The sequence below is a fragment of the Paracoccus aeridis genome (assembly GCF_004923205.2).
Classification (GTDB): Bacteria; Pseudomonadota; Alphaproteobacteria; order Rhodobacterales; family Rhodobacteraceae; genus Paracoccus; species Paracoccus aeridis.
This window is the reverse complement of the sequence record NZ_SELD02000030.1, coordinates 1-18824: the sequence shown is the minus strand read 5'-3', so window position 1 is coordinate 18824 and position 18824 is coordinate 1. Positions and strand designations below refer to the sequence as shown.

At 62.4% G+C, this 18824-nt stretch carries 17 protein-coding genes; all 17 read left to right on the top strand.

Features of this window, described 5'->3' with window-relative positions:
• The first annotated feature begins 523 nt into the window (after positions 1-523).
• Positions 524-769 carry a type II toxin-antitoxin system ParD family antitoxin gene (locus ELI80_RS09975; protein ID WP_122114558.1) on the top strand — a complete coding sequence of 82 codons (246 nt, stop codon included), beginning with the start codon at positions 524-526 and terminating at the stop codon, positions 767-769.
• The gene (locus tag ELI80_RS09970; RefSeq protein ID WP_136651387.1) at positions 766-1056 is read left to right on the top strand and encodes a type II toxin-antitoxin system RelE/ParE family toxin; all 291 of its coding nucleotides are present in this window, start codon (positions 766-768) and stop codon (positions 1054-1056) included. The genes ELI80_RS09975 and ELI80_RS09970 overlap by 4 nt, the downstream gene beginning before the upstream one ends.
• A 355-nt stretch (positions 1057-1411) precedes the next feature.
• Positions 1412-1606 carry a helix-turn-helix domain-containing protein gene (locus ELI80_RS09965; protein WP_236641431.1) on the top strand — a complete coding sequence of 65 codons (195 nt, stop codon included), beginning with the start codon at positions 1412-1414 and terminating at the stop codon, positions 1604-1606.
• 95 nt (positions 1607-1701) lie between these two features.
• A complete protein-coding gene (locus ELI80_RS09960) occupies positions 1702-2049 on the top strand; it encodes a TetR/AcrR family transcriptional regulator (protein ID WP_161596454.1) in 348 nt (115 codons plus the stop codon).
• A gap of 377 nt (positions 2050-2426) precedes the next feature.
• The gene (locus ELI80_RS09955; RefSeq protein ID WP_236641430.1) at positions 2427-2978 is read left to right on the top strand and encodes a TetR/AcrR family transcriptional regulator; all 552 of its coding nucleotides are present in this window, start codon (positions 2427-2429) and stop codon (positions 2976-2978) included.
• Between the two features lie 23 nt (positions 2979-3001).
• Positions 3002-4186 carry an efflux RND transporter periplasmic adaptor subunit gene (locus ELI80_RS09950; RefSeq protein WP_136651384.1) on the top strand — a complete coding sequence of 395 codons (1185 nt, stop codon included), beginning with the start codon at positions 3002-3004 and terminating at the stop codon, positions 4184-4186.
• Between the two features lie 9 nt (positions 4187-4195).
• Positions 4196-7303 carry a multidrug efflux RND transporter permease subunit gene (locus tag ELI80_RS09945; protein ID WP_136651383.1) on the top strand — a complete coding sequence of 1036 codons (3108 nt, stop codon included), beginning with the start codon at positions 4196-4198 and terminating at the stop codon, positions 7301-7303.
• A 90-nt stretch (positions 7304-7393) separates the two neighbouring features.
• Complete coding sequence (locus tag ELI80_RS09940) at positions 7394-8782, top strand: efflux transporter outer membrane subunit (protein ID WP_136651382.1); 1389 nt, start codon at positions 7394-7396, stop codon at positions 8780-8782.
• A gap of 330 nt (positions 8783-9112) precedes the next feature.
• Complete coding sequence (locus tag ELI80_RS09935; protein ID WP_017469024.1) at positions 9113-10363, top strand: IS256 family transposase; 1251 nt, start codon at positions 9113-9115, stop codon at positions 10361-10363.
• Positions 10364-10424: 61 nt separating this feature from the next.
• Complete coding sequence (locus tag ELI80_RS09930; protein ID WP_136651381.1) at positions 10425-11144, top strand: hypothetical protein; 720 nt, start codon at positions 10425-10427, stop codon at positions 11142-11144.
• Between the two features lie 444 nt (positions 11145-11588).
• Positions 11589-12017 carry a MarR family winged helix-turn-helix transcriptional regulator gene (locus ELI80_RS09925; RefSeq protein ID WP_136651380.1) on the top strand — a complete coding sequence of 143 codons (429 nt, stop codon included), beginning with the start codon at positions 11589-11591 and terminating at the stop codon, positions 12015-12017.
• Positions 12014-13648 carry an MFS transporter gene (locus tag ELI80_RS09920; protein ID WP_136651379.1) on the top strand — a complete coding sequence of 545 codons (1635 nt, stop codon included), beginning with the start codon at positions 12014-12016 and terminating at the stop codon, positions 13646-13648. The genes ELI80_RS09925 and ELI80_RS09920 overlap by 4 nt, the downstream gene beginning before the upstream one ends.
• Entirely contained in the window at positions 13645-14688 is a 1044-nt protein-coding gene (locus ELI80_RS09915; RefSeq protein WP_136651378.1) for an HlyD family secretion protein, read from the top strand. The genes ELI80_RS09920 and ELI80_RS09915 overlap by 4 nt, the downstream gene beginning before the upstream one ends.
• Positions 14689-14729: 41 nt before the next feature.
• Complete coding sequence (locus ELI80_RS09910) at positions 14730-15302, top strand: HdeD family acid-resistance protein (protein WP_136651377.1); 573 nt, start codon at positions 14730-14732, stop codon at positions 15300-15302.
• A gap of 222 nt (positions 15303-15524) precedes the next feature.
• On the top strand, positions 15525-16616 hold the full coding sequence (locus tag ELI80_RS09905; protein ID WP_136651376.1) for an alpha/beta hydrolase: 1092 nt from the start codon (positions 15525-15527) through the stop codon (positions 16614-16616).
• A gap of 1 nt (position 16617) precedes the next feature.
• Positions 16618-17580, top strand: a complete 963-nt coding sequence (locus tag ELI80_RS09900; protein WP_136651375.1) for an Lnb N-terminal periplasmic domain-containing protein — start codon at positions 16618-16620, stop codon at positions 17578-17580.
• Positions 17581-17927: 347 nt separating this feature from the next.
• On the top strand, positions 17928-18785 hold the full coding sequence (locus ELI80_RS09895; RefSeq protein WP_161596453.1) for an HlyD family secretion protein: 858 nt from the start codon (positions 17928-17930) through the stop codon (positions 18783-18785).
• Positions 18786-18824: the final 39 nt, after the last annotated feature.

The following is an 18824-nucleotide window of genomic DNA, read 5'->3' as shown; positions in this document are numbered from 1 at the left end:
CGAGGAAAACGTTCCGCCCAGTCCTGACTAAATCAGCAGCCTGCTAGACCCGAACGGAGAACACCTCGCTAAGCTGCGGGTCCGCCGAAGCGGCCGTCCAGTCGCTCGGCAGCATTCGTCAAAAAGGGCTCCCTCAAGCCGTTCGCTGCGATCTGCGCGAACGGCTGCTTCGACGCTGCGGCCGTTCACTGAACCGTCTGTGACAGGCTGCTGAACTTATTTGTGAAAAACGACATCGGAGCCGCTCGGAGGTGGTGAGGCGTCCGCTGACCGATCCCCTTGCGGACAGAAAGGCGCGGATGTTGCGGGACGCCTGGTCCGTGGCCATCCGGTTCGAGCCGGATAACGGACCTGACCCGCATTTCCGCGCAGATCGCAGCGGCATATGGTCGGATGCGTGGCTCAAAATTGCGGTGCATGTGCGTTGCCGAGTAAGCGCTCATGCTGCGAACCCAAAGGATCTTGGCAATCCGGCTGACCATGTATTATATATTGGTACAAATCGTCAAGTTCAGGTAAGCCCATGCCTCGCAACACCTCTGTCTCTCTCGGAGAGCATTTCACCGGCTTCATCAGCGCGCAGGTCGAAGCGGGCCGCTATGGCTCGGCCAGCGACGTGGTTCGCGCCGGGCTGCGGCTTCTGGAAGAACATGAAGCCCGCGTCCGTGCCCTCCAGGCTGCCCTCGACGAAGGTGACACTTCCGGGACACCCGAGCCCCTCGACATTGCTGCCTTCAAGGCTGAAATGCGGGCCGCCCGCGCAGGATGACGAAGCTCCTGCGTTTCACACCGGCCGCCCGCGCCGATCTGGCCGGGATCTGGGACTACACGGCGCGTAACTGGGACATGGACCAGGCCGATCGCTATCTCGACGCGCTGTACGGGATCTGCCTGTCTCTGGCCGCGGGCGACACGGTCAGCCGGCCGGTCGACCTGCGTCCCGGGATACGCAAGGCGCGGGCTGCCTCACATATGCTCTATGTCCGGGAGGGCGCGGACACGCTCGACGTGATCCGCATTCTGCACCAGCGCCAAGACGTTGAGCGGCATCTCTAGCTGTTCACCATGGCAAGAATGGAGCGCAGCGAGCTGATCGAGGCGGTCTGACGGCAGCCGTAAACCTGTTCTCGTTACAGGTGCGAGTCAACGATGCCGAACGGACCACCGCAACGCCGGATGGAGGCAGCGGTCTCATGGCCATGCCAACCCGCCGGCTACGGAACGGCGGGAAACGGCGGCCTGGTAATGACACCATACCATCCTGTATTTATACAGAAATATGCTATTCGTTCCATAATCTAGGTTATTAGTCCCGGAGGTATGCACGGCAAAGTTAAAATGTCTCACCTCTGCAATTCAGGAATGTCACACTCCCTGGATAAACATCGTGTCGATCCGTGGGAGCCGGGACATGGGATGGGTGATGATGAGCGAACGAGAACTGAACCGCGTCGAGGTTCTGAGCCAAGTGGTGCAAGGCCAGATGTCAGCTGTGACCGCGGCCGATGTTCTGGCGCTGAGCCGCAGACAGGTTCACCGGTTGCTGAAGCGGTTCGGGACTGACGGCCCGGCGGCGATCTTGAACGCTGACGAAAAAGCAGCCTAATCATTGAACCACGAACTCTCCGGTAAACCCGGGGCGGTTCAAAGCTTGGGCTGAAGTAGGCCGTTCGCTGGACTCAAATGCTTCTGGGGTGCTCCATGGCCATCAAGTCAACGCTAGAGAGTCGCAGACGGCTGCAAACCTCGCGCAAGATCCAGTGGGCGGCCCTGAAGCTGGCACTACGCTACGGCTACGATGACATGACAACCGAAATGATCGCGGCTGCGGCGGGCATCAGCCAGCGGACCTTCTTTAACTATTACCCGAACAAGGGTGCAGCGATCATCGGACCTTCAACCGGCTTCGACGACCAGGCGGCGGCATGGTTTCGGGCCTCGTCGGGCTCACTCCTCGCCGATCTTCTCCAGGCGCTGTACCAGCATCTAGCCAACATCGTCGTGGATCACAGCACCCCGCAAGTGATTGGCGAGCTACTGGGAACGTAACCGGAACTGCAGCGGATCCTTGATGGGGTTCTGAAACAGTTCGGCAACCAGATTGCGGACCTGCTTGTAACCAGAATGGGAAAGGAGGCGCGCCGAGATGCAGAACTGCTCGGCACTGTAGTCTCGCATGCCTTGGGAAACACTATTTGTTCGTGGGCCAACGACCAGGCGATGTCCGCCAACAGCATCATCGAGGTTTCCTCGTCAAGGCTGCAAGCGCTTCGCGGCAATCTGGCGCTCATTTAGGCAGCCCTTCTAATCCAGATGCGATTCATGACCAAGTCGCTTGACCCTGCCGCGGTTTATTCTATACGAACGTTCGACTATCATCCGAGGGACTCATGGGCCGAAAGCGCACGATCGACAGGGACGCCCTTATGGATGGCGTGGAAAGCGTTGCGCGCCGCGAGGGGGTAAGTGGTCTCAGCATCGATGCCCTGGCCAAGGAAGTCGGCATCAGCAAGTCCAGTGTTGTTTATGACTGCGGAAGCAAGGCCGGGCTGCTGGCGGCCTTCACTCGTCACAAGATCGGCCAGTATCGCGAGCGTTTTGGCGATGCCCTGCAGGCTCATGCCGGGCAGCCGAACGCCTGGTTGCGCGCGATGATCGACATGGGGCGCGAAGGGCCTTCGGATGACGACGTGGCGATCACGATGCTGATCAGCGCCAGCATGGGTGAGCACGCTGAATGTCGTGAACTGATGCGCGAAGCCTTGGCCGAGGATGCGCGCCGCGTCCTGGCAGATGCCGAAGACCCGGGAAAGATGCTGCAGTTGTTGCTCGCGGTCCATGGCCTGTTCTTTCTCGAATGTTTTGGGCTTCACCGTTTCGATGAGATCACCCGCCAAGAACTCCTCGACGGGCTCATGAAGTCCCTTGAGGCCGACAAGGGATCGTCCGCTGCGGCCACTACCCATTCCAACAAGTAATCCTTCTTTCCGAAAGACCGACCATGCACAGATCTCGAATCCTGACCGGGCTTCTTGTTGCGCTGCTGGCCCAGCCGGTGGCTTTGCGCGCAAGTGCCCAGGATATGCCGCCCACGCCCGTCAGCGTCCTGACCATGACCCCGCAACCCTTGCCCGTGGTGAACGAGCTGCCCGGACGCGTTGCTGCGACCCGCACCGCCGAGGTGCGGCCCCGTGTCGGAGGCATCGTCGTCGAGCGGATCTTCACGCAAGGCTCTGTCGTAAAGGCGGGCGATGTTCTCTACAAGATCGACCCCGCGCCCTATGCCGTCCGCGTTGCCAGCGCCGAGGCCACCCTGGCAAGGGCCGAGGCGACCCGGCAGAACGCCCAGGACCAGCTTGCCCGCACCGAGGCCCTGCGCGAACGCCGCGTAACCGCAGGAGTGGATCTTGAAAACGCCACCACCACCCTGGCCCAGGCCGATGCGGACGTTGCCATCGCCAATGCCAGCCTCCAGGAAGCGCAGCTGAACCTGGGCTATACCGACGTGACTGCCCCGATCGACGGCGTCGTCGGGCGCGCCCTGGTGACCGAAGGTGCCCTGGTCACCGCGCAGACCGACATCCTGGCCACCATCCAGCAGCTTGATCCCGTCTATGTGGACGTGACCCAGTCATCCGCGCAATTGTTCGCCCTGCAACGCGCGCGGGCAACCGGAGAGCTGATGATGACCGCGCCCGACGAGGCGCAGGTCCAGCTGTTCTTCGATGACGGGTCGGCATACCCGCATATGGGCAAGTTGCTTTTCTCGGAAGCCAGCGTCGACAGCTCGACCGGGCAGATCACGCTGCGGGCCGAGTTCCCCAATGCGGACGGGATGCTGTTGCCGGGCCTTTATGTCCGTGCGCGGCTTGAACAGGCTGTCCGCGAAAACGCGCTCAGCATCCCGCAGATGGCGGTTCAGCGCGACACCAACGGCCAGGCCTTTGTTTACGTCCTGAAGGGCGAGGACACCGTCGAACGCCGGGACGTGTCCCTGGGCCTGACCTTCAAGAACGAATGGTTGGTCGAAGATGGCCTGCAGCCCGGGGATCGTGTTGTCGTCGAAGGGACGCAGAAGCTGTACCCGGATGCGAAGGTCGTCGCGGAACCCGTCAATGCAAAACCTGAGGCAGCCGCCACGCAATCCGCCCGGCCTGCCGCGCAGACCGCCAATCACAAGGGCTGAGAACGCAGCATGGCACAGTTCTTCATTCTTCGCCCGGTCCTGGCCTGGGTGATCTCGATCTTTATTGTCATCGCCGGGCTGATTGCCCTGCCCCAGATGCCGATCGCCCAATATCCCCAGGTCGCGCCCCCGCAAATCCAGATCTCGACCTTCTATACCGGCGCCTCGCCCAACGAGATGTACCAGTCCGTCGCCCAGCCGATCGAGGAGGAGCTGAACGGCATCCAGGGCATCCAGTACTTTGAATCGACCTCGGACGTGTCAGGCGCGATCTCGATCACGGCGACCTTTGAACCGGGGACGGATGTCGGCACGGCGCAGGTGGATATCCAGAATGCCGTCAGCCGGGTCGAACCCGTGCTGCCGCAGACGGTCGTCGACCAGGGTGTTACCGTCGAGGAGGCCGGAGCAGGCTTTCTGATGATGGTCTCCTTGACCTCGTCGGATGGGTCGATGAACGATGTGGCGCTTGGCGATTACATCAACCGCAACGTCGTGGGCGAAATCCGCCGCATCGACGGCGTCGGTCGCGCCCAGGTCTTTGCATCCGAGGAAGCACTGCGGATCTGGATCGATCCCGACAAGCTGACCGGCCTCAACCTGTCGCCGGCTGACGTGTCGGCGGCGATCCGCGCCCAGAATGCCCAGGTGGCGGCAGGCCAGATCGGCGCGGACCCGAACCCGGTGAACCAGCAGTTGACCGCGACCGTCCTGGTCAGAGGCCAGCTGACCCAACCCGAGGAATTTGGCAATATCGTGCTGCGCGCCAACCCGGACGGATCGACCGTGCGGCTTCGCGACGTGGCCGAGATCGAGGTCGGGGCCGATACCTACAACTTCGCCTCGCGACTGAACGGTCAGCCCACGGCCGCGGTGGGCATCCAGTTGTCCTCGACCGGCAACGCGCTTGCCACCTCCGAGGCCGTGCGACACACGATGGAGGAACTGTCAGAATTCTTCCCCGAGGGGATCGAATATGCGATCCCCTATGACACGGCCCCTTTCGTGGAAAAATCAATCGAGAAGGTGATCCACACCCTGGTCGAGGCCGTGATCCTGGTCTTTGTGGTGATGTTCCTCTTCCTGCAGAATTTCCGCTACACGCTCATCCCGACCATTGTCGTGCCGATCGCACTGGCGGGCACCATTGCCGTGATGCTGGTGGCAGGCTTCTCGATCAACGTGCTGACAATGTTCGCGATGGTGCTGGCGATCGGCATCCTGGTGGATGACGCCATTGTCGTCATCGAGAACGTCGAACGGATCATGGCCACCGAAGGCCTGCCACCCAAGGAGGCCACGCAAAAGGCCATGGGCGAAATCTCGGGCGCGATCATCGGCATCACGCTGGTGCTGGCGGCCGTGTTCATTCCGATGGCCTTCTTCCCCGGATCGACCGGCATCATCTATCGCCAGTTCGCGCTGACCATGGTCGTCTCGATCCTCTTTTCAGCCTTCCTCGCGCTGACGCTGACGCCCGCGCTGTGCGCGACCTTCCTCAAACCCATCAAGGGCCATCACGAGAAGAAGGGCTTCTTTGGCTGGTTCAACCGCAAGTTCGATGCGGCCACGGAACGGTATGGCCGGGGCGTGTCGATGCTGACACGGCGGACCGGCCTGGTCATGCTGGTCTATCTGGGCATTGTGGTGCTGACGGGCATTGGCTTCAGCTCACTGCCCACGGGCTTTCTGCCCGATGAGGACCAAGGCTTCATCATCTCGGACATCCAGACGCCCCCGACCGCCAGTTCGCAGCGGACCGACGCCGCCATCGAGGTGATCGAGAACCATTACGGCCAGAACCCCGCGGTCGAGAACGTCGTCGGCATCCGGGGCTTCTCGTTCTCGGGTCAGGGGCCGAATGCGGGGCTTGCCTTTATCACCTTCACGGACTGGTCCGAGCGCGACCAGACTGCGACCAAGATCGCCAACGATGCAAACATGGCCTTGTTCGGCACCAAGGACGCGCAGATCTACTCGCTGTCGCCGCCGGCGATCCCTGGCTTCGGCACATCGGGCGGGTTCAGTTTCCGCCTGCAGGACCGAGGCGGCAATGGTCAGCAGGCCCTGAACGCGGCGGCGCAGCAATTGATCGCCGAGGCTCAGGCGGGTGGGATCGTCACCGGCCTGCGGGTCGAAGGAATGCCCGCAGCTGCCCAAGTCTCGGTCGTGATCGACCGCGACAAGGCGCAGACCTTCGGCGTGGCCTTTGCCGATATCAACCAGACGCTGTCGGCGAACCTCGGCTCGGCCTATGTCAACGACTTCCCGAACCAGGGCCGGATGCAGCGCGTGATCTTGCAGGCGCAGGAGGAAAGCCGGATGCAGGCGGAGGATATCCTGAACCTGACGGTGCGGAACGCGAATGGCGGCATGGTGCCCTTCTCGTCCTTTGCGACGGTGAACTGGAATCAGGGCCCAAGTCAGGTGGTCGGCTACAACGGCTATCCTTCGGTACGGATCGCGGGGAATGCCGTGCCGGGCTTCTCGTCTGGCGCCGCCGTGGCCGAGATGGAGCGTCTGGCGGCCGGGCTGCCGGAAGGCTTCGCCTATGAATGGACCGGCCAGACGCTGGAGGAGATCAACTCGGGCAACACCTCGACCCTCCTTTTTGCGATGTCGATCCTGTTCATCTTCCTGCTGCTGTCGGGGCTTTACGAAAGCTGGTCGATCCCGCTGTCGGTGATGCTCGTGGTGCCGCTTGGGGTCATCGGATGCATTGCCGCCGTGATGCTGCGCGACATGCCGAACGATGTCTACTTCAAGGTCGGCCTGATCGCGATCATCGGGCTTTCCGCCAAGAACGCCATCCTGATCGTGGAGTTCGCCAAGGATCTGCGGGAAGAAGGAATGAGCCTGATTGATGCGGCGGTAAAGGCGGCCAAGCTGCGCTTCCGTCCGATCCTGATGACCTCCTTGGCGTTCACCCTGGGCGTGGTGCCTCTGGCCATTGCAACCGGCGCTTCGGCGGCGTCCCAGAACGCCATCGGCACCGGCGTGATCGGAGGCATGATCTCGGCCACGATCCTGGCCGTGTTCTTCGTGCCGGTGTTCTTCGTCTTCGTGCTGAGCCTGTTCAGCCGGATGCGCCGGAAAGGCGAAGCCGTCACAGCCTGAACATGAACCGATCTCCCTGGGCGGGGTCTCGCGATCCCGCCCATCTTGATTTGTGATGGCCCCGATGGGCCCTGCAGAAAGTCCAATTTGATGTCGAACTCCCTCATCCTGTCCCGTCGTGCCCTTGTGGGATCGGCAGGCGCCACGCTGGCGCTGTCGGCTTGCGGCCAACTGCCCACCTATCAGTCGCCCGAAGCCGACATGCCGGAACGCTTTGCAGCCGACTCGCCAGCCCGTCGCGCCGGCGCCAATGCCTGGTGGGCCGCGTTCCGGGACAACAACCTCGACGGTCTTGTCGCCAGTGGGCTTGGGCGCAATCTCGACGTTTTGACCGCCGTGGCCGTGATCCGCGAAGCGCAGGCCAATGCCCGGCTGGTCGGCGCCAACGACCTGCCGCAGGTTGCAGCCCAAGCGGCAGCCGCGCGGGGGGATACCCAAGGTGACGGCCCTGTCATTGACCAAAGCTCCGGCACGCTGGGTGTTTCGTGGCTGGTCGACCTCTTTGGGGCCAACCGCGCGGCACGGCGCGGGGCCGGTGCTCGTCTGGATGCGGCGTACCTCTCGGCCGAGGTCGCGCGCCTGACGGTGGCCAGTGCCATCGCCCAGGCCTATGTCGATGCCCGGTACTATCAGCAAGCCACCAGCCTGACCCGCCAAAGCCTGGAAAGCCGCCGCCGCACGCTGGAGATGACCCGGCAGCAGGATGTGCTGGGAAGCGTGTCGCGGATCGAAGTGCTGCAGGCCGAGCAGCTCGTCACCCAGGCCGAAGCCGCGCTGCCGGCATTGGAATTGGGCTTTGATCAGTCGGTCAATCGCCTGGCCACGCTTACGGCCACGCGCAGCACCGACATTGCCGCGCGGATGCGCCGCGGCGGCAGTCAGCCCCGCGCACGGTATCGCGCCAGCGTCGGGGTGCCTGCCGATGTGGTCCGCGCCCGTCCCGATGTCCGCGTGGCCGAACGCGAACTCGCTGCAGCGGTTGCAGATGTGGGGCAAGCGCGTGCAGCCTTTTATCCGCAACTGACGCTCAGCGGGACGGTCACTCCGGTCGATCTGGGCCGCGCAGGCAGCCTTAAGACCTGGAGCGTCGGACCCCAGCTTTCGGTTCCGCTCTTCAATGCGGCCAACCAGGCCAACCTGTCGGCCGCCGAGGCGCGCGCTGAACAGGCGCGCCTTGCTTGGCTTGCCTCGGTCCTGAACGCCGTCGAAGAGGTCGAGAACGCACTGGCCGGATACAACCGCGATGCCCGTGCCGTGGATGCGCAATCCAGGCTTGTCGCCAATGCCTCCGAGGCGGTCGAACTGACCCGGACCGCTTACGAACTTGGTGACGCCGCTTTCTTCCCGGTATTGGACGCAGAACGGACCCTTCTGGACGCGCGCCAGCAGCTTGCCAATGCTGTGCGTCAGCAGGCGCTGAACTTCATCGCGCTCAGCGTGGCGGCCTCAGGCGGGGTTGGTATCGCAAACGGTTCGTAATCCTTCGCCAAATCGGAGATATTCCCGTTCCCTGTGCTCGGAGCGGTGGCCGGACACTCCGGCTGTAGCCCGGCAGGGAGTCCTGGGAAGGGGCGAACTGGGCTGCGATGTTCACGGTGGTGAGGTAAGAAACGGCCGGCTATTTTTCGTGCTGTTTTGGGTGATTTTCCTCACCACCAGGAACGTCCCAGTGCCGTGCGCCAGTAAGCCCTAAGCATCATCGCACGGAGTGTCGGAGTAACGCGCGAAAGTTGGTGATGCCCTGAGGGGCGGCATATCATGGCGGTGTTCAGACGCCGTCAATTCTCAGCCGAGAAAGGGATATGCCACATGTCGGAGACTACCATCAGCACGCTGCCCGATCCATCGGGGTTTTCGCCGGATCCGCTGACGGACCTCATCCGGGAGGGTGCGCGCAAGCTGATCGAACAAGCGGTTGAGGCCGAGCTGGCAACGCTCCTCGCCGCGTTCGCTGAGGAAAGGCTCGATGACGGCCGGGCCAGGCTGGTGCGGCACGGACATTTGCCGGAGCGCGAAATCCTGACCGGGATCGGTCCGGTCGCCGTGAAGGTGCCGCGGGTGCGGGATCGCAAGCCGGGAGCGGAGAGGATCTCCTTCACGCCCAGCATCCTGCCGCGCTACCTGCGCAAGGCCAAATCGGTCGAGGAACTGCTGCCCTGGCTCTACCTCAAGGGGGTCTCCACCGGCGATTTCGGCGAGGCGCTGGCCGCCCTTCTGGGGCCGGACGCCAAGGGCCTGTCGGCCAAGACCGTCACCCGCCTGAAAGCCAACTGGTGGTCCGAATACGAGGCTTGGGAGAAGCGCGACCTCGGAACCCGGCGGTTCCTCTACATCTGGGCCGACGGTGTCTACTTCAAGCCGCGCATGGCCGAGGAAAAGCAATGCGTTCTGGTCATCGTCGGGGCGGATGAATACGGCCGGAAGGAACTGCTGGCCATGACCGACGGCTTCCGCGAGAGCACCCAGAGCTGGCGCGAGGTGCTGCTCGATCTCAAGCGGCGCGGCCTCACGCAGGATCCCAAGCTCGCGATCGGCGACGGTGCCCTCGGCTTCTGGACGGCCCTGCGCGAAGTCTTCCCCACGACGCAGGAGCAGCGGTGCTGGCTGCACAAGACCATGAACGTGCTGAACGCGCTGCCGAAATCGGCGCAGGCCAGGGCCAAAGGACACCTGCACGACATCTGGCAGGCCGGGACAAAGGCCGAAGCCAACGTCGCCTTCAACTTCTTCGTCGAAACCTACGGCGTGAAATGGGACAAGGCGGTGGCCAAGCTGGTCAAGGACCGGGACGCGCTGCTGACCCTCTACGACTATCCGGCCGAGCACTGGAAACATATCCGGACGTCAAATCCGATCGAGAGCACCTTCGCCACCGTCCGGCACCGCACCCGGCGAACCAAGGGCTGCCTGAGCCGAAAGACCGGGCTCGCCATGGCCTTCCGGCTGATGATGTCGGCGCAGAAGAAATGGCGGAGGCTCGACGGCCGGAACCGCCTGCCAGAGGTCATCAGCGGGGTTGAGTTCCGCGACGGCGTCCGCCACATTCAAGCTGCCGCCTGATCAAGCGTCACCAAATTTCGAGCATATCTCGGAGTGTCGCATCGACAGGCAGTGTCAGAACATGACCTTCGCCCGGTGCATAAAGGAAAGCTTCATCATGTCACATGGAAGGCCCATCCAACCCGCCTGCACCCTGTCTCTAATGCTGGGTGGCACCTTGGTCTTTCTGGGCAGCGATCTTCTGATGCATGAGTTCGTGTCGGAAATCTTCAAGGAAGGCCACTCGGTTGAGGCAATGTCAGTCGTCATCCTTATCGCTGCCGCCGCTTTCTGGTGGAACGGTCATCGGAACCTGACCGGAAGTGAATGGCACGTGCCCGTCATCCTGATCCTGATGGCGCTCCGCGAACTCGACGTCGACAAGCGCTTCACCTCAGAAGGCGTGCTGCAGCTCCGGCTTTATACTGGCTCCTCGCCGTTGTGGGAAAAAGCCTTGGGCCTTGCAGTGGTCTTGCTGATCCTCGTCTGCGCCTGGAGGCTTGCACGCATCAGCCTAGCTCGCTGCTGGCGCGGATTGCTGCGAGGGGCGAACTGGGCTTGGCTCGTGGCCACTGGCGCGGCTCTGATCGTGATTGCCAAGGCAATGGATGGTCTCGACCGCAAGCTTGCGCCTTGGGGCATTGCGGTGGATCCAGTCACGGCCATGAGGGCAGGCCGGATCGAGGAGGTCTTGGAACTTGTAGCTTATATCATGCTGGCACAGGCAGGGGTTTATGTGGCGCAAATGGTAGAAGTGCCCCAAACAATGCCACATGTCAGTCCGACTTGGAGGCCACGGTAACGATAACCGAACGCCCCGGTGCGAGATATTCACCTATCTCTTGTTCTGGGTGTCCGAGACGCGCACTGGCGGACGCTGAACGCTCTCGGTGAAGTTTTCGGTGCGGTCTACAGTCTATGTGCGGAACTGTTTAGTTCCGGCACTTGGTGGATCGGTTCCAGAGGAACCGATCAGGCTCTGGCTTGGGGGCAAGAGTGCGCCCTGCTCTGCAGGGAGCCCACCTGCTTTCCAAAGATTATCGCCATCACGCCGGTGATCAGTCGACGTCAAAATTTTCGTTGCCAGGATTTGCTCGTGCGCCCGAACCTTGGCGTGCCGTCACCGGGATGCTGTCTCGCGCTTCAACCCGTACCCGCACGCGAACCAGACGGTTCCCCCTTGCAAGTCTTTACTATGCTGTCTAGGTAGCACGCTATCTATTTATCGTGATAAAAGTTCTTCCTCATGACCGACAGCACCCCCCTCGTTCTGACCTTGTTCCGGCTTCTGAAAGAACTGCGGCGCAATTACGACGACGAGGTGCGCGAACTGGGCCTCTCCTTCTCACGTGCCCGGGTTCTGTCGGTGCTGATGCGTCACGACGGCGCTACCCAGGCAGAGCTTGCCGCTGCACTGGACATGGCCGCACCCAGCCTGAAACGCCAACTGGACCTGCTTGAAGCGGAAAAACTCATCGAGCGGCGCGGCCTTGGCGGCGACGCCCGCAAGCGGGCGCTGTTCCTGACCCCGCGCGCCAAGGCGTTTCCCCTTAACCGATACATGGACCGGATCCGTGACCAACTCCTTGAAGGGATCAGCCCCGAGGAGCAGGCGCAGCTTCACAGCGTGTTGGAGCGGCTGGCCGACAACGCTGCACGGATGAACGACAAATGAGCGCAGCCGAGGATCGGACCTCGGCTGTTCCGCCGGCGCAGCCGCCTGCCAAGCCCCTTGCTCTCGTATTGGGCTATATGCTCGCAGGCGTGGTGCTGGCCATGGCGCAGGGACTGGGACAGGGTTTTGTTTCGGCCAACGTCCAGCAGTTCGCCGGCGATCTGGGCATCTCGGCCACGGATGCAAGCTGGCTGATGGCCGCCTATCTGATCCCGCGCTCATCGCTGCCGCTGATGCTGATCAAGATTCGCACCCAATTCGGCCTGCGCCGCTTCGCCGAGGTGGGCATCGTCTGCTATGTCGTCGTGGCCTTTGGTTCGGTCTGGATCGAGGATATGCGTTCGGCCGTGGTGATGCAGTTCCTGGCCGGAGTCACCTCGGCCCCGCTTTCAACGCTAGCCTTCCTTTATTTTCTCGAACCGCTGCCGCCCGCATGGAAGATGCGCCTTGGCCTGCCGCTGGCGCTGAGCCTGATGATGCTCGGACCCTCATTGGCGCGGGTCATCTCGCCGTCGCTGATCGGTGATGGCGGTCTTTTGCGGATCCATCTGCTGGTCCTGGGCCTCGCCCTGATCTCGTTGATGCTGGTCTATCGGCTGCGGCTGACGCCCGTGCCCCATGAGAAGGTCATCAAGCCAATGGATCTGGTCAGCTTCGCGCTGATCAGCTTTGGCTTTGGCGGCATTACCGTGGGCGCCATCATGGGACCGATTCACTGGTGGACGGCCACGCCCTGGATCGGCGTCCTGCTGGCAGCCTCGGTCGCGGCCTTGGCGGCGGCAGTGGTTATCGAGCTTCACCGCAAGGCGCCGCTGCTGGACATCCGCTGGCTGGCAACCCCGGCCATGCTGCACCTGACCGGGACGCTGCTGCTGTTCCGGCTGCTCTTGTCGGAACAAAGCGCCGGCGCACCGCGCATGTTTCAGGTGCTGGGGGTAGCGCCCGAACAGATGACCGGGCTTTTTGCAGTAATCTGCTTGGCCAGTATGTTCGGGGGCCTGGCCTGTGTCGCCTGGATCAAGCCCGGACGCGAGCCGCAGTTCCATTTCGTTGCGCTGATGCTGATCGCCGCGGGCGCCTGGATGGATTCGCAATCCACGCTGGACACGCGGCCGGAACAGATGCTCGTCAGCCAGGCGATGATCGGCTTTGCCGGGATGCTGTTCATGCCGCCCGCGATGATGGCGGGGTTGATGGCGGCCTTGAAGAAGGGACCGAACTACCTTCTGTCCTTCGTGATCGTGTTCCTTTCCACCCAGAGCATTGGCGGGGTGATCGGCGGCGGGATCTTCACCACGCTGGTCAACTGGCGGCAGGCCTTCCATCTGCAGGCTCTTAACGAACAGATCACCACAGCGGCTCCCTTGCTGGCAGCCGAAATCGCGCAGCGTATGGCTGCACTGGCTCCGCAGATCGCCGATGCGGCATCGCAGCGCGCCCAAGCTGTCGCGCAGATTGCACAAGAAGCATCGAGGCAGGCCTTCGTGATGGCCTACAACGACCTTTATTTCCTTATCTTCCTGATTGCGTCCGCAGGGCTGTTCTTTCTCGTCCTCCATGTGACGCGCGACTGGATGGCCGCCCGTGCGACCTCCTCCCCTTCCTCCTCTGATGCCGGGCCCCAGACATGAACAAGACCCATATCCTTCCCACCACCATCGCCATGGCCATCGGCATTTCCGGCGTTCTGCTGGTGCTTTTTGCCTGGCACCTGCCGCCATTCCGTTCTGCGGAACCGACGACCGAGAATGCCTATATCCGGGGCCGCGTCACCTCAATCGCGCCACAACTGTCCGGTTATGTGAGCGAGGTCTATGTCCACGACTTCCAGGAGGTGAAGCAGGGCGATCCCATCGCCCGGATCGACGACCGCATCTATCGCCAGAAGCTCGCACAGGCCCAGGCCGGTCTGGAAACCGCGCGTGCTGCACTGGCCGTAAGCGAGCAGAATGTCCGTTCGGCCGAAGCCGTCCGACGCGCGAACGAAGCAGCCTTGGCATCCGCCCGCGCGGGCCTTGCCTTGGCGGAGGCCGACGACCGCCGCGCCGAGGAGTTGTCGTCACGCGGCGTGTCAAGCGACACGGCCCGCGAACAGGCGCAACTCGCCCGCCAGCAAGCCGCCGCCGCTGTTCAGCAGGCCGAGGCGCAGTTGGAGATCCAGGTCCAGAACATCGAAAGCGCCCGCACCGAGGTGGACGCCCGCCACGCCGATATCGCCAGCGCCGAGGCGACGGTGGAACTGGCGCATCTTGATCTTGCCAATACCGAACTTCACGCACCCGAGGCGGGACGGCTGGGTCAGGTCTCTGCCCGGCTGGGGCAATATGTAACGGCCGGCACGGCCTTGGTTCCGCTTATCGGGCAGGAGGTCTGGATCGTCGCCAACTTCCCCGAAACCGGAATGCATGGAATGCGGCTTGGACAGCGGGTGGATTTCACCGTCGATGCGCTGCAGGGCCGCCATTTCAACGGCAAGGTCGAGGCATTCTCGCCCGCGACAGCCTCCGAGTTCAGCCTGCTGGCGGGATCAAATACAACCGGGAACTTCACCAAGATCGTGCAGCGCCTGCCGGTGCGCATCTCGATCGATCCGAGGCAGGAGATGAGCGAATATCTGGCGCCCGGCCTTTCGGTCACCGTGACGGTCGACACAAAGGCGAGTCAGTCGTGAGGGCTGACAAGGGAAATGGTCGAAACGGAAAGGACGAAAGCATGCACGATACAAATGGCAAGGCCACCGGCGGTCTGAGCGAAGCCCTCGCTCAAGCGAGACAGAACTGGGGATGGCTGGTCGCGCTTGGAGTGGCGCTGCTGGTTGCCGGCGGGTTTGCGGTGGCACAGGCGGTTCTGTTCACTATGGCCTCGATGATAATGATCGGGGCACTGATGATCGTCGGTGCGCTTACGCATATCATCGCGGCATTTCGAGGTCAGGGCTGGAAGCATTTCCTGCTCTGGCTTGCGGGTGGGACTCTTTACCTGGTTGCTGGCCTGGCGACGATTGCCAATCCGCTATTGGCCTCCAGCTTCCTGACGTTGCTGATCGGGGCATCCCTTCTGGCAAGCGGCATCGTAAGAATCTGGATGGGAATCAAGGCGCGCCCGGATCGGGGATGGGGATGGCTGCTTGGAGGAGGCATCGTTACCCTTCTGCTCGGACTTGTCATCGCGACCGGCTGGCCCGTCAACAGCCTCTGGCTGATCGGCCTCTTCCTGGGCATCGAACTGGTGATGCAGGGCTGGTCCTATATCGCGCTCGGTATTGCGCTACGCGCCAGAGCCTAAGCGGCGGTTGGCAGGGACAGGGTCGGGTTTGCACTGGACGGCTGCCCTGCTTCTGCCCGGTGCAAACCCGACCAGGCAGCGAGGTTCTCGAACCAATCATCCGCCGGCTGCAGGTTATGCTCGGGACACTCCCCAACTCTCTGTTGCCGCCGCAGAAACTTGCCCCAATACCTACCTGCTTGGCGCCGCACACTGCCACTTCCTCCCAGCTACGAGACCAGAATGATCAGACCTTCGCTTCTTCTTTTCTGCTGCGCCTTGGCCGGCTGTGCAGCGCGACCGGACGCGCGCACCATCTGGCCCGTTGCCGCATCAGCGCCCCATGGTAAAACCGAGCAGATATTCGTGGCGACCACTCGGAACACGGCACAACTTCCGGCAGATGGCTTCACGAGCCTGCGCTCCCCGCAACCCCATTTCGCCGAGTTCACCGTCTCCATTCCGCCTAACCACGTTTCCGGCGAGATCGAATGGCCGAAGGGCCAGACAAACCCAAAAACCGACTTCGCAGTCGCATCCCATACGCGCCTTGATGAGGAGGCCTTCATCCATCGCGTGAATGCTGCGAGCGAGAACGGCACGGGCGTTTTCGTCCATGGCTATAACTACAACTTCCCCGAAGCCCTGTTCCGCACGGCGCAGATGGCGGCCGATGCTCAGATCTCCGAAGCGCCGGTGCTTTTCTCCTGGCCATCGAGTGCATCGCTGCTGGGCTACGCCAGCGACCGGGAGTCGGTGACCTATTCCCGCGATGCCCTGGCCGAACTTCTGACGGGGCTTGGCGAGACCTCTGGTGGGAAGCCTGTGACGGTCTTTGGCCATTCCATGGGCGGCTGGCTCGTGATGGAGACTTTGCGCCAGATGAGAATTGCCGGAAAGGATGAGGCGTTGTCCCATCTGGAGGTCGTGCTGGCGGCCCCCGATATCGATGTGGATGTGTTCCGCCAACAGCTGGCTGTCATCGGAAAAATGGAAATCCCGATGGTTGTCATGGTTTCGCCGGACGATCGTGCGCTTGGATTGTCTGCGATCGCAGGACAGCGCACGCGCGTGGGCGCACTGGATATCACTGATCCTGCCGTCCAGGCCGCGGCACAGCAGAACAACGTGGTCTTGATCGACATATCGGCTGTCGATGCCAGCAGCCGCCTCAATCACGACAGATACATTCAGCTGGCATCGGCTTTCCCTACACTGGGCAGGGAGATGCGGCAGGGGAGCACATTCACCGAGGCCGGTGCCTTTGTCCTGAGCTCGACCGGACAAATCCTTTCGGCACCTTTGCGGGTCGTTGACGCGGCCTTGGGACAATAGAATGCAGCGCAAGATCGGCGCCGCGCTTCTCGGCATCGCCCTCACCTTGTTTCTGGCCTGGACCCTTGCGGCGTTCTTGTTCCAGTTCGAACGTTTCGCCCTGATCGCCTGTATTGGCGCCGTCGCCCTGACCGGCATGCTTGGCGTTCTTGCCAGACGTAACTTGCGACACGGCTGGATGGCGTTCATCCTCTGCCTGGCTACTGCGACGCTCTGGTGGTCCAGCATCCCCCCGCAGCAGGATCTGGCTTGGGCGCCAGATATTGCCCGAGGCGTGACCGCGGAGTTCCAGGGCGATACCGTTATCGTGCATAACATCCGGGATTTCATCTGGGAGGATGAAAACACCGCGACAGAGCAGTGGAAGTCCGAAACCTACTCTTTGAACGCGATAACCTCCGTCGATCTTCTGACATCGGTCTGGTCAAGCCCGGCAATCGCCCATGTGCTGATCAGTTTCGGATTTTCCGATGGTCGGCATCTTGCCTTTTCCGCCGAGATCCGTCGGGAGGCTGACGAGGAGTTTTCCTCGATCGGTGGGTTCTTCAAGACGTTCGAGCTGGTCCTGATCGCAGCGGAGGAGCGTGATATCGTGAAGCTGCGCACGAACTTCCGGGGTGAGGACGTTTCCCTGTTCCCGTTGCGGCTCAAGCCCGAACAGGCAAGGCTTCTGCTGGTGACGTATCTGGAACGAGGCAACCAGCTTGCCGCCGAACCGGAGTTCTACAACACCATCACGGCAAACTGCACGACCGTTATCTTTCGTCTGGCACGGCTCGTCGATCCAGGTCTTCCTTTCGACTGGAGGGTTCTGGCATCAGGGTATCTCCCCGCCTATCTGTTCGATCTTGGTGCCATCGACACGACGAAGCCTCTCGACGAGACCCTTGAAGATGCGCGGATTACATCCCGTGCAGTTCTGCTGAGCCCGTCCGACAACTATTCCACCGGCATTCGGAGATAAGCAGGCTCAGGCCCTCGGTCACGGGTGGTCCCGATCCAGCTTTTTCGGCCAAACCATTGCTCACCCAGACAACGTTGCGCCATCAGCATGACGTGCAGCACTCAAGAGGCCAAGGAGGGCGGAGGCGCAAGGCGATGCCTTCTCGGAACCCGGTCGTCGGGCAGAGGGCCGCCCAAGCATGAACCCTGGGTTGAACAAAACCAAGACCGGTCCCGTTCGGTGTCCGCAACCTCAATACCAATACCAAGTCAGGTCAGCCCATGCCGTCTTCTCCGCCGCCCCTTCCCTCGCCTGCCGAACCCGCGACCGTACCACCCACGGAACCGCGCCGCCGGAGCCCGGCTGTCGTGGTGCTGCTTGTCGTACTGATGCTGATCGGCGGCATCCTCTACTGGACCGTCGCTTCAGATCACCATGCGCCCGGCTCGTCACGCGGCATTGTATCGGCCAACGTGGCGCAGATCTCGCCGCGTGTGTCGGGCCGCGTCATCGCTGTCGAAACGGAGGACAATGCAATCCTTGAGGCCGGAGCGGTGCTCTTCAGGATTGATCCCCGACCTTTCGAGATTGCAGTGGAGACGGCACGCGCCAGTCTCGCGCAGGCTGTTCAGGGCGTCGCTGCCTCCTCCGCGCAGCTTGAAGCAGTCCAGGCACAGGTCGCGCAGGCGCGGGTGGCCGCCGAAGACGCGCGCGCCACAGCTACACGCACTGCGTCGCTTTTTGAGCGTGGCATCACCACTGCTGCAGCGCGGGATCAAGCGCAGGCAGCCCTCGACACGGCAGAGGCTGCTCTGGCCGCCGCAGAAGCCAATGCCGAGGGCGCGCGCCAGCAACTTGGCTCCTCGGATGCCAGCAATCCCCAGATCCGCAGCGCCGAACTGGCCTTGGAGCAGGCGGAGTATGACCTTCTGGGCACCACGGTGGTTGCCCCCTCCCGGGGAGTGGTGACCAATCTGCACATGACTGCCGGGCAGTTCATCAATGCGGGTGCGGCCGGTATCACATTCATCAACTCCGACGCGGTCTGGATCACCGCTGACCTGCGCGAGAACCAGCTCGTCAACGTGGTCTCCGGGGATCGCGTGACGATGACCTTCGACGCCGTGCCGGGGCGAGTGTTCGACGGGCACGTCGAATCCATCGCCTGGGGCATCAACCCGGGGCGCTCCGAGGCGGGCGGCCTGCCAGTCAACACGCCATGTTGATTTCCACTTGGAACTGACCCGGGACGGCGCCTGATTTCC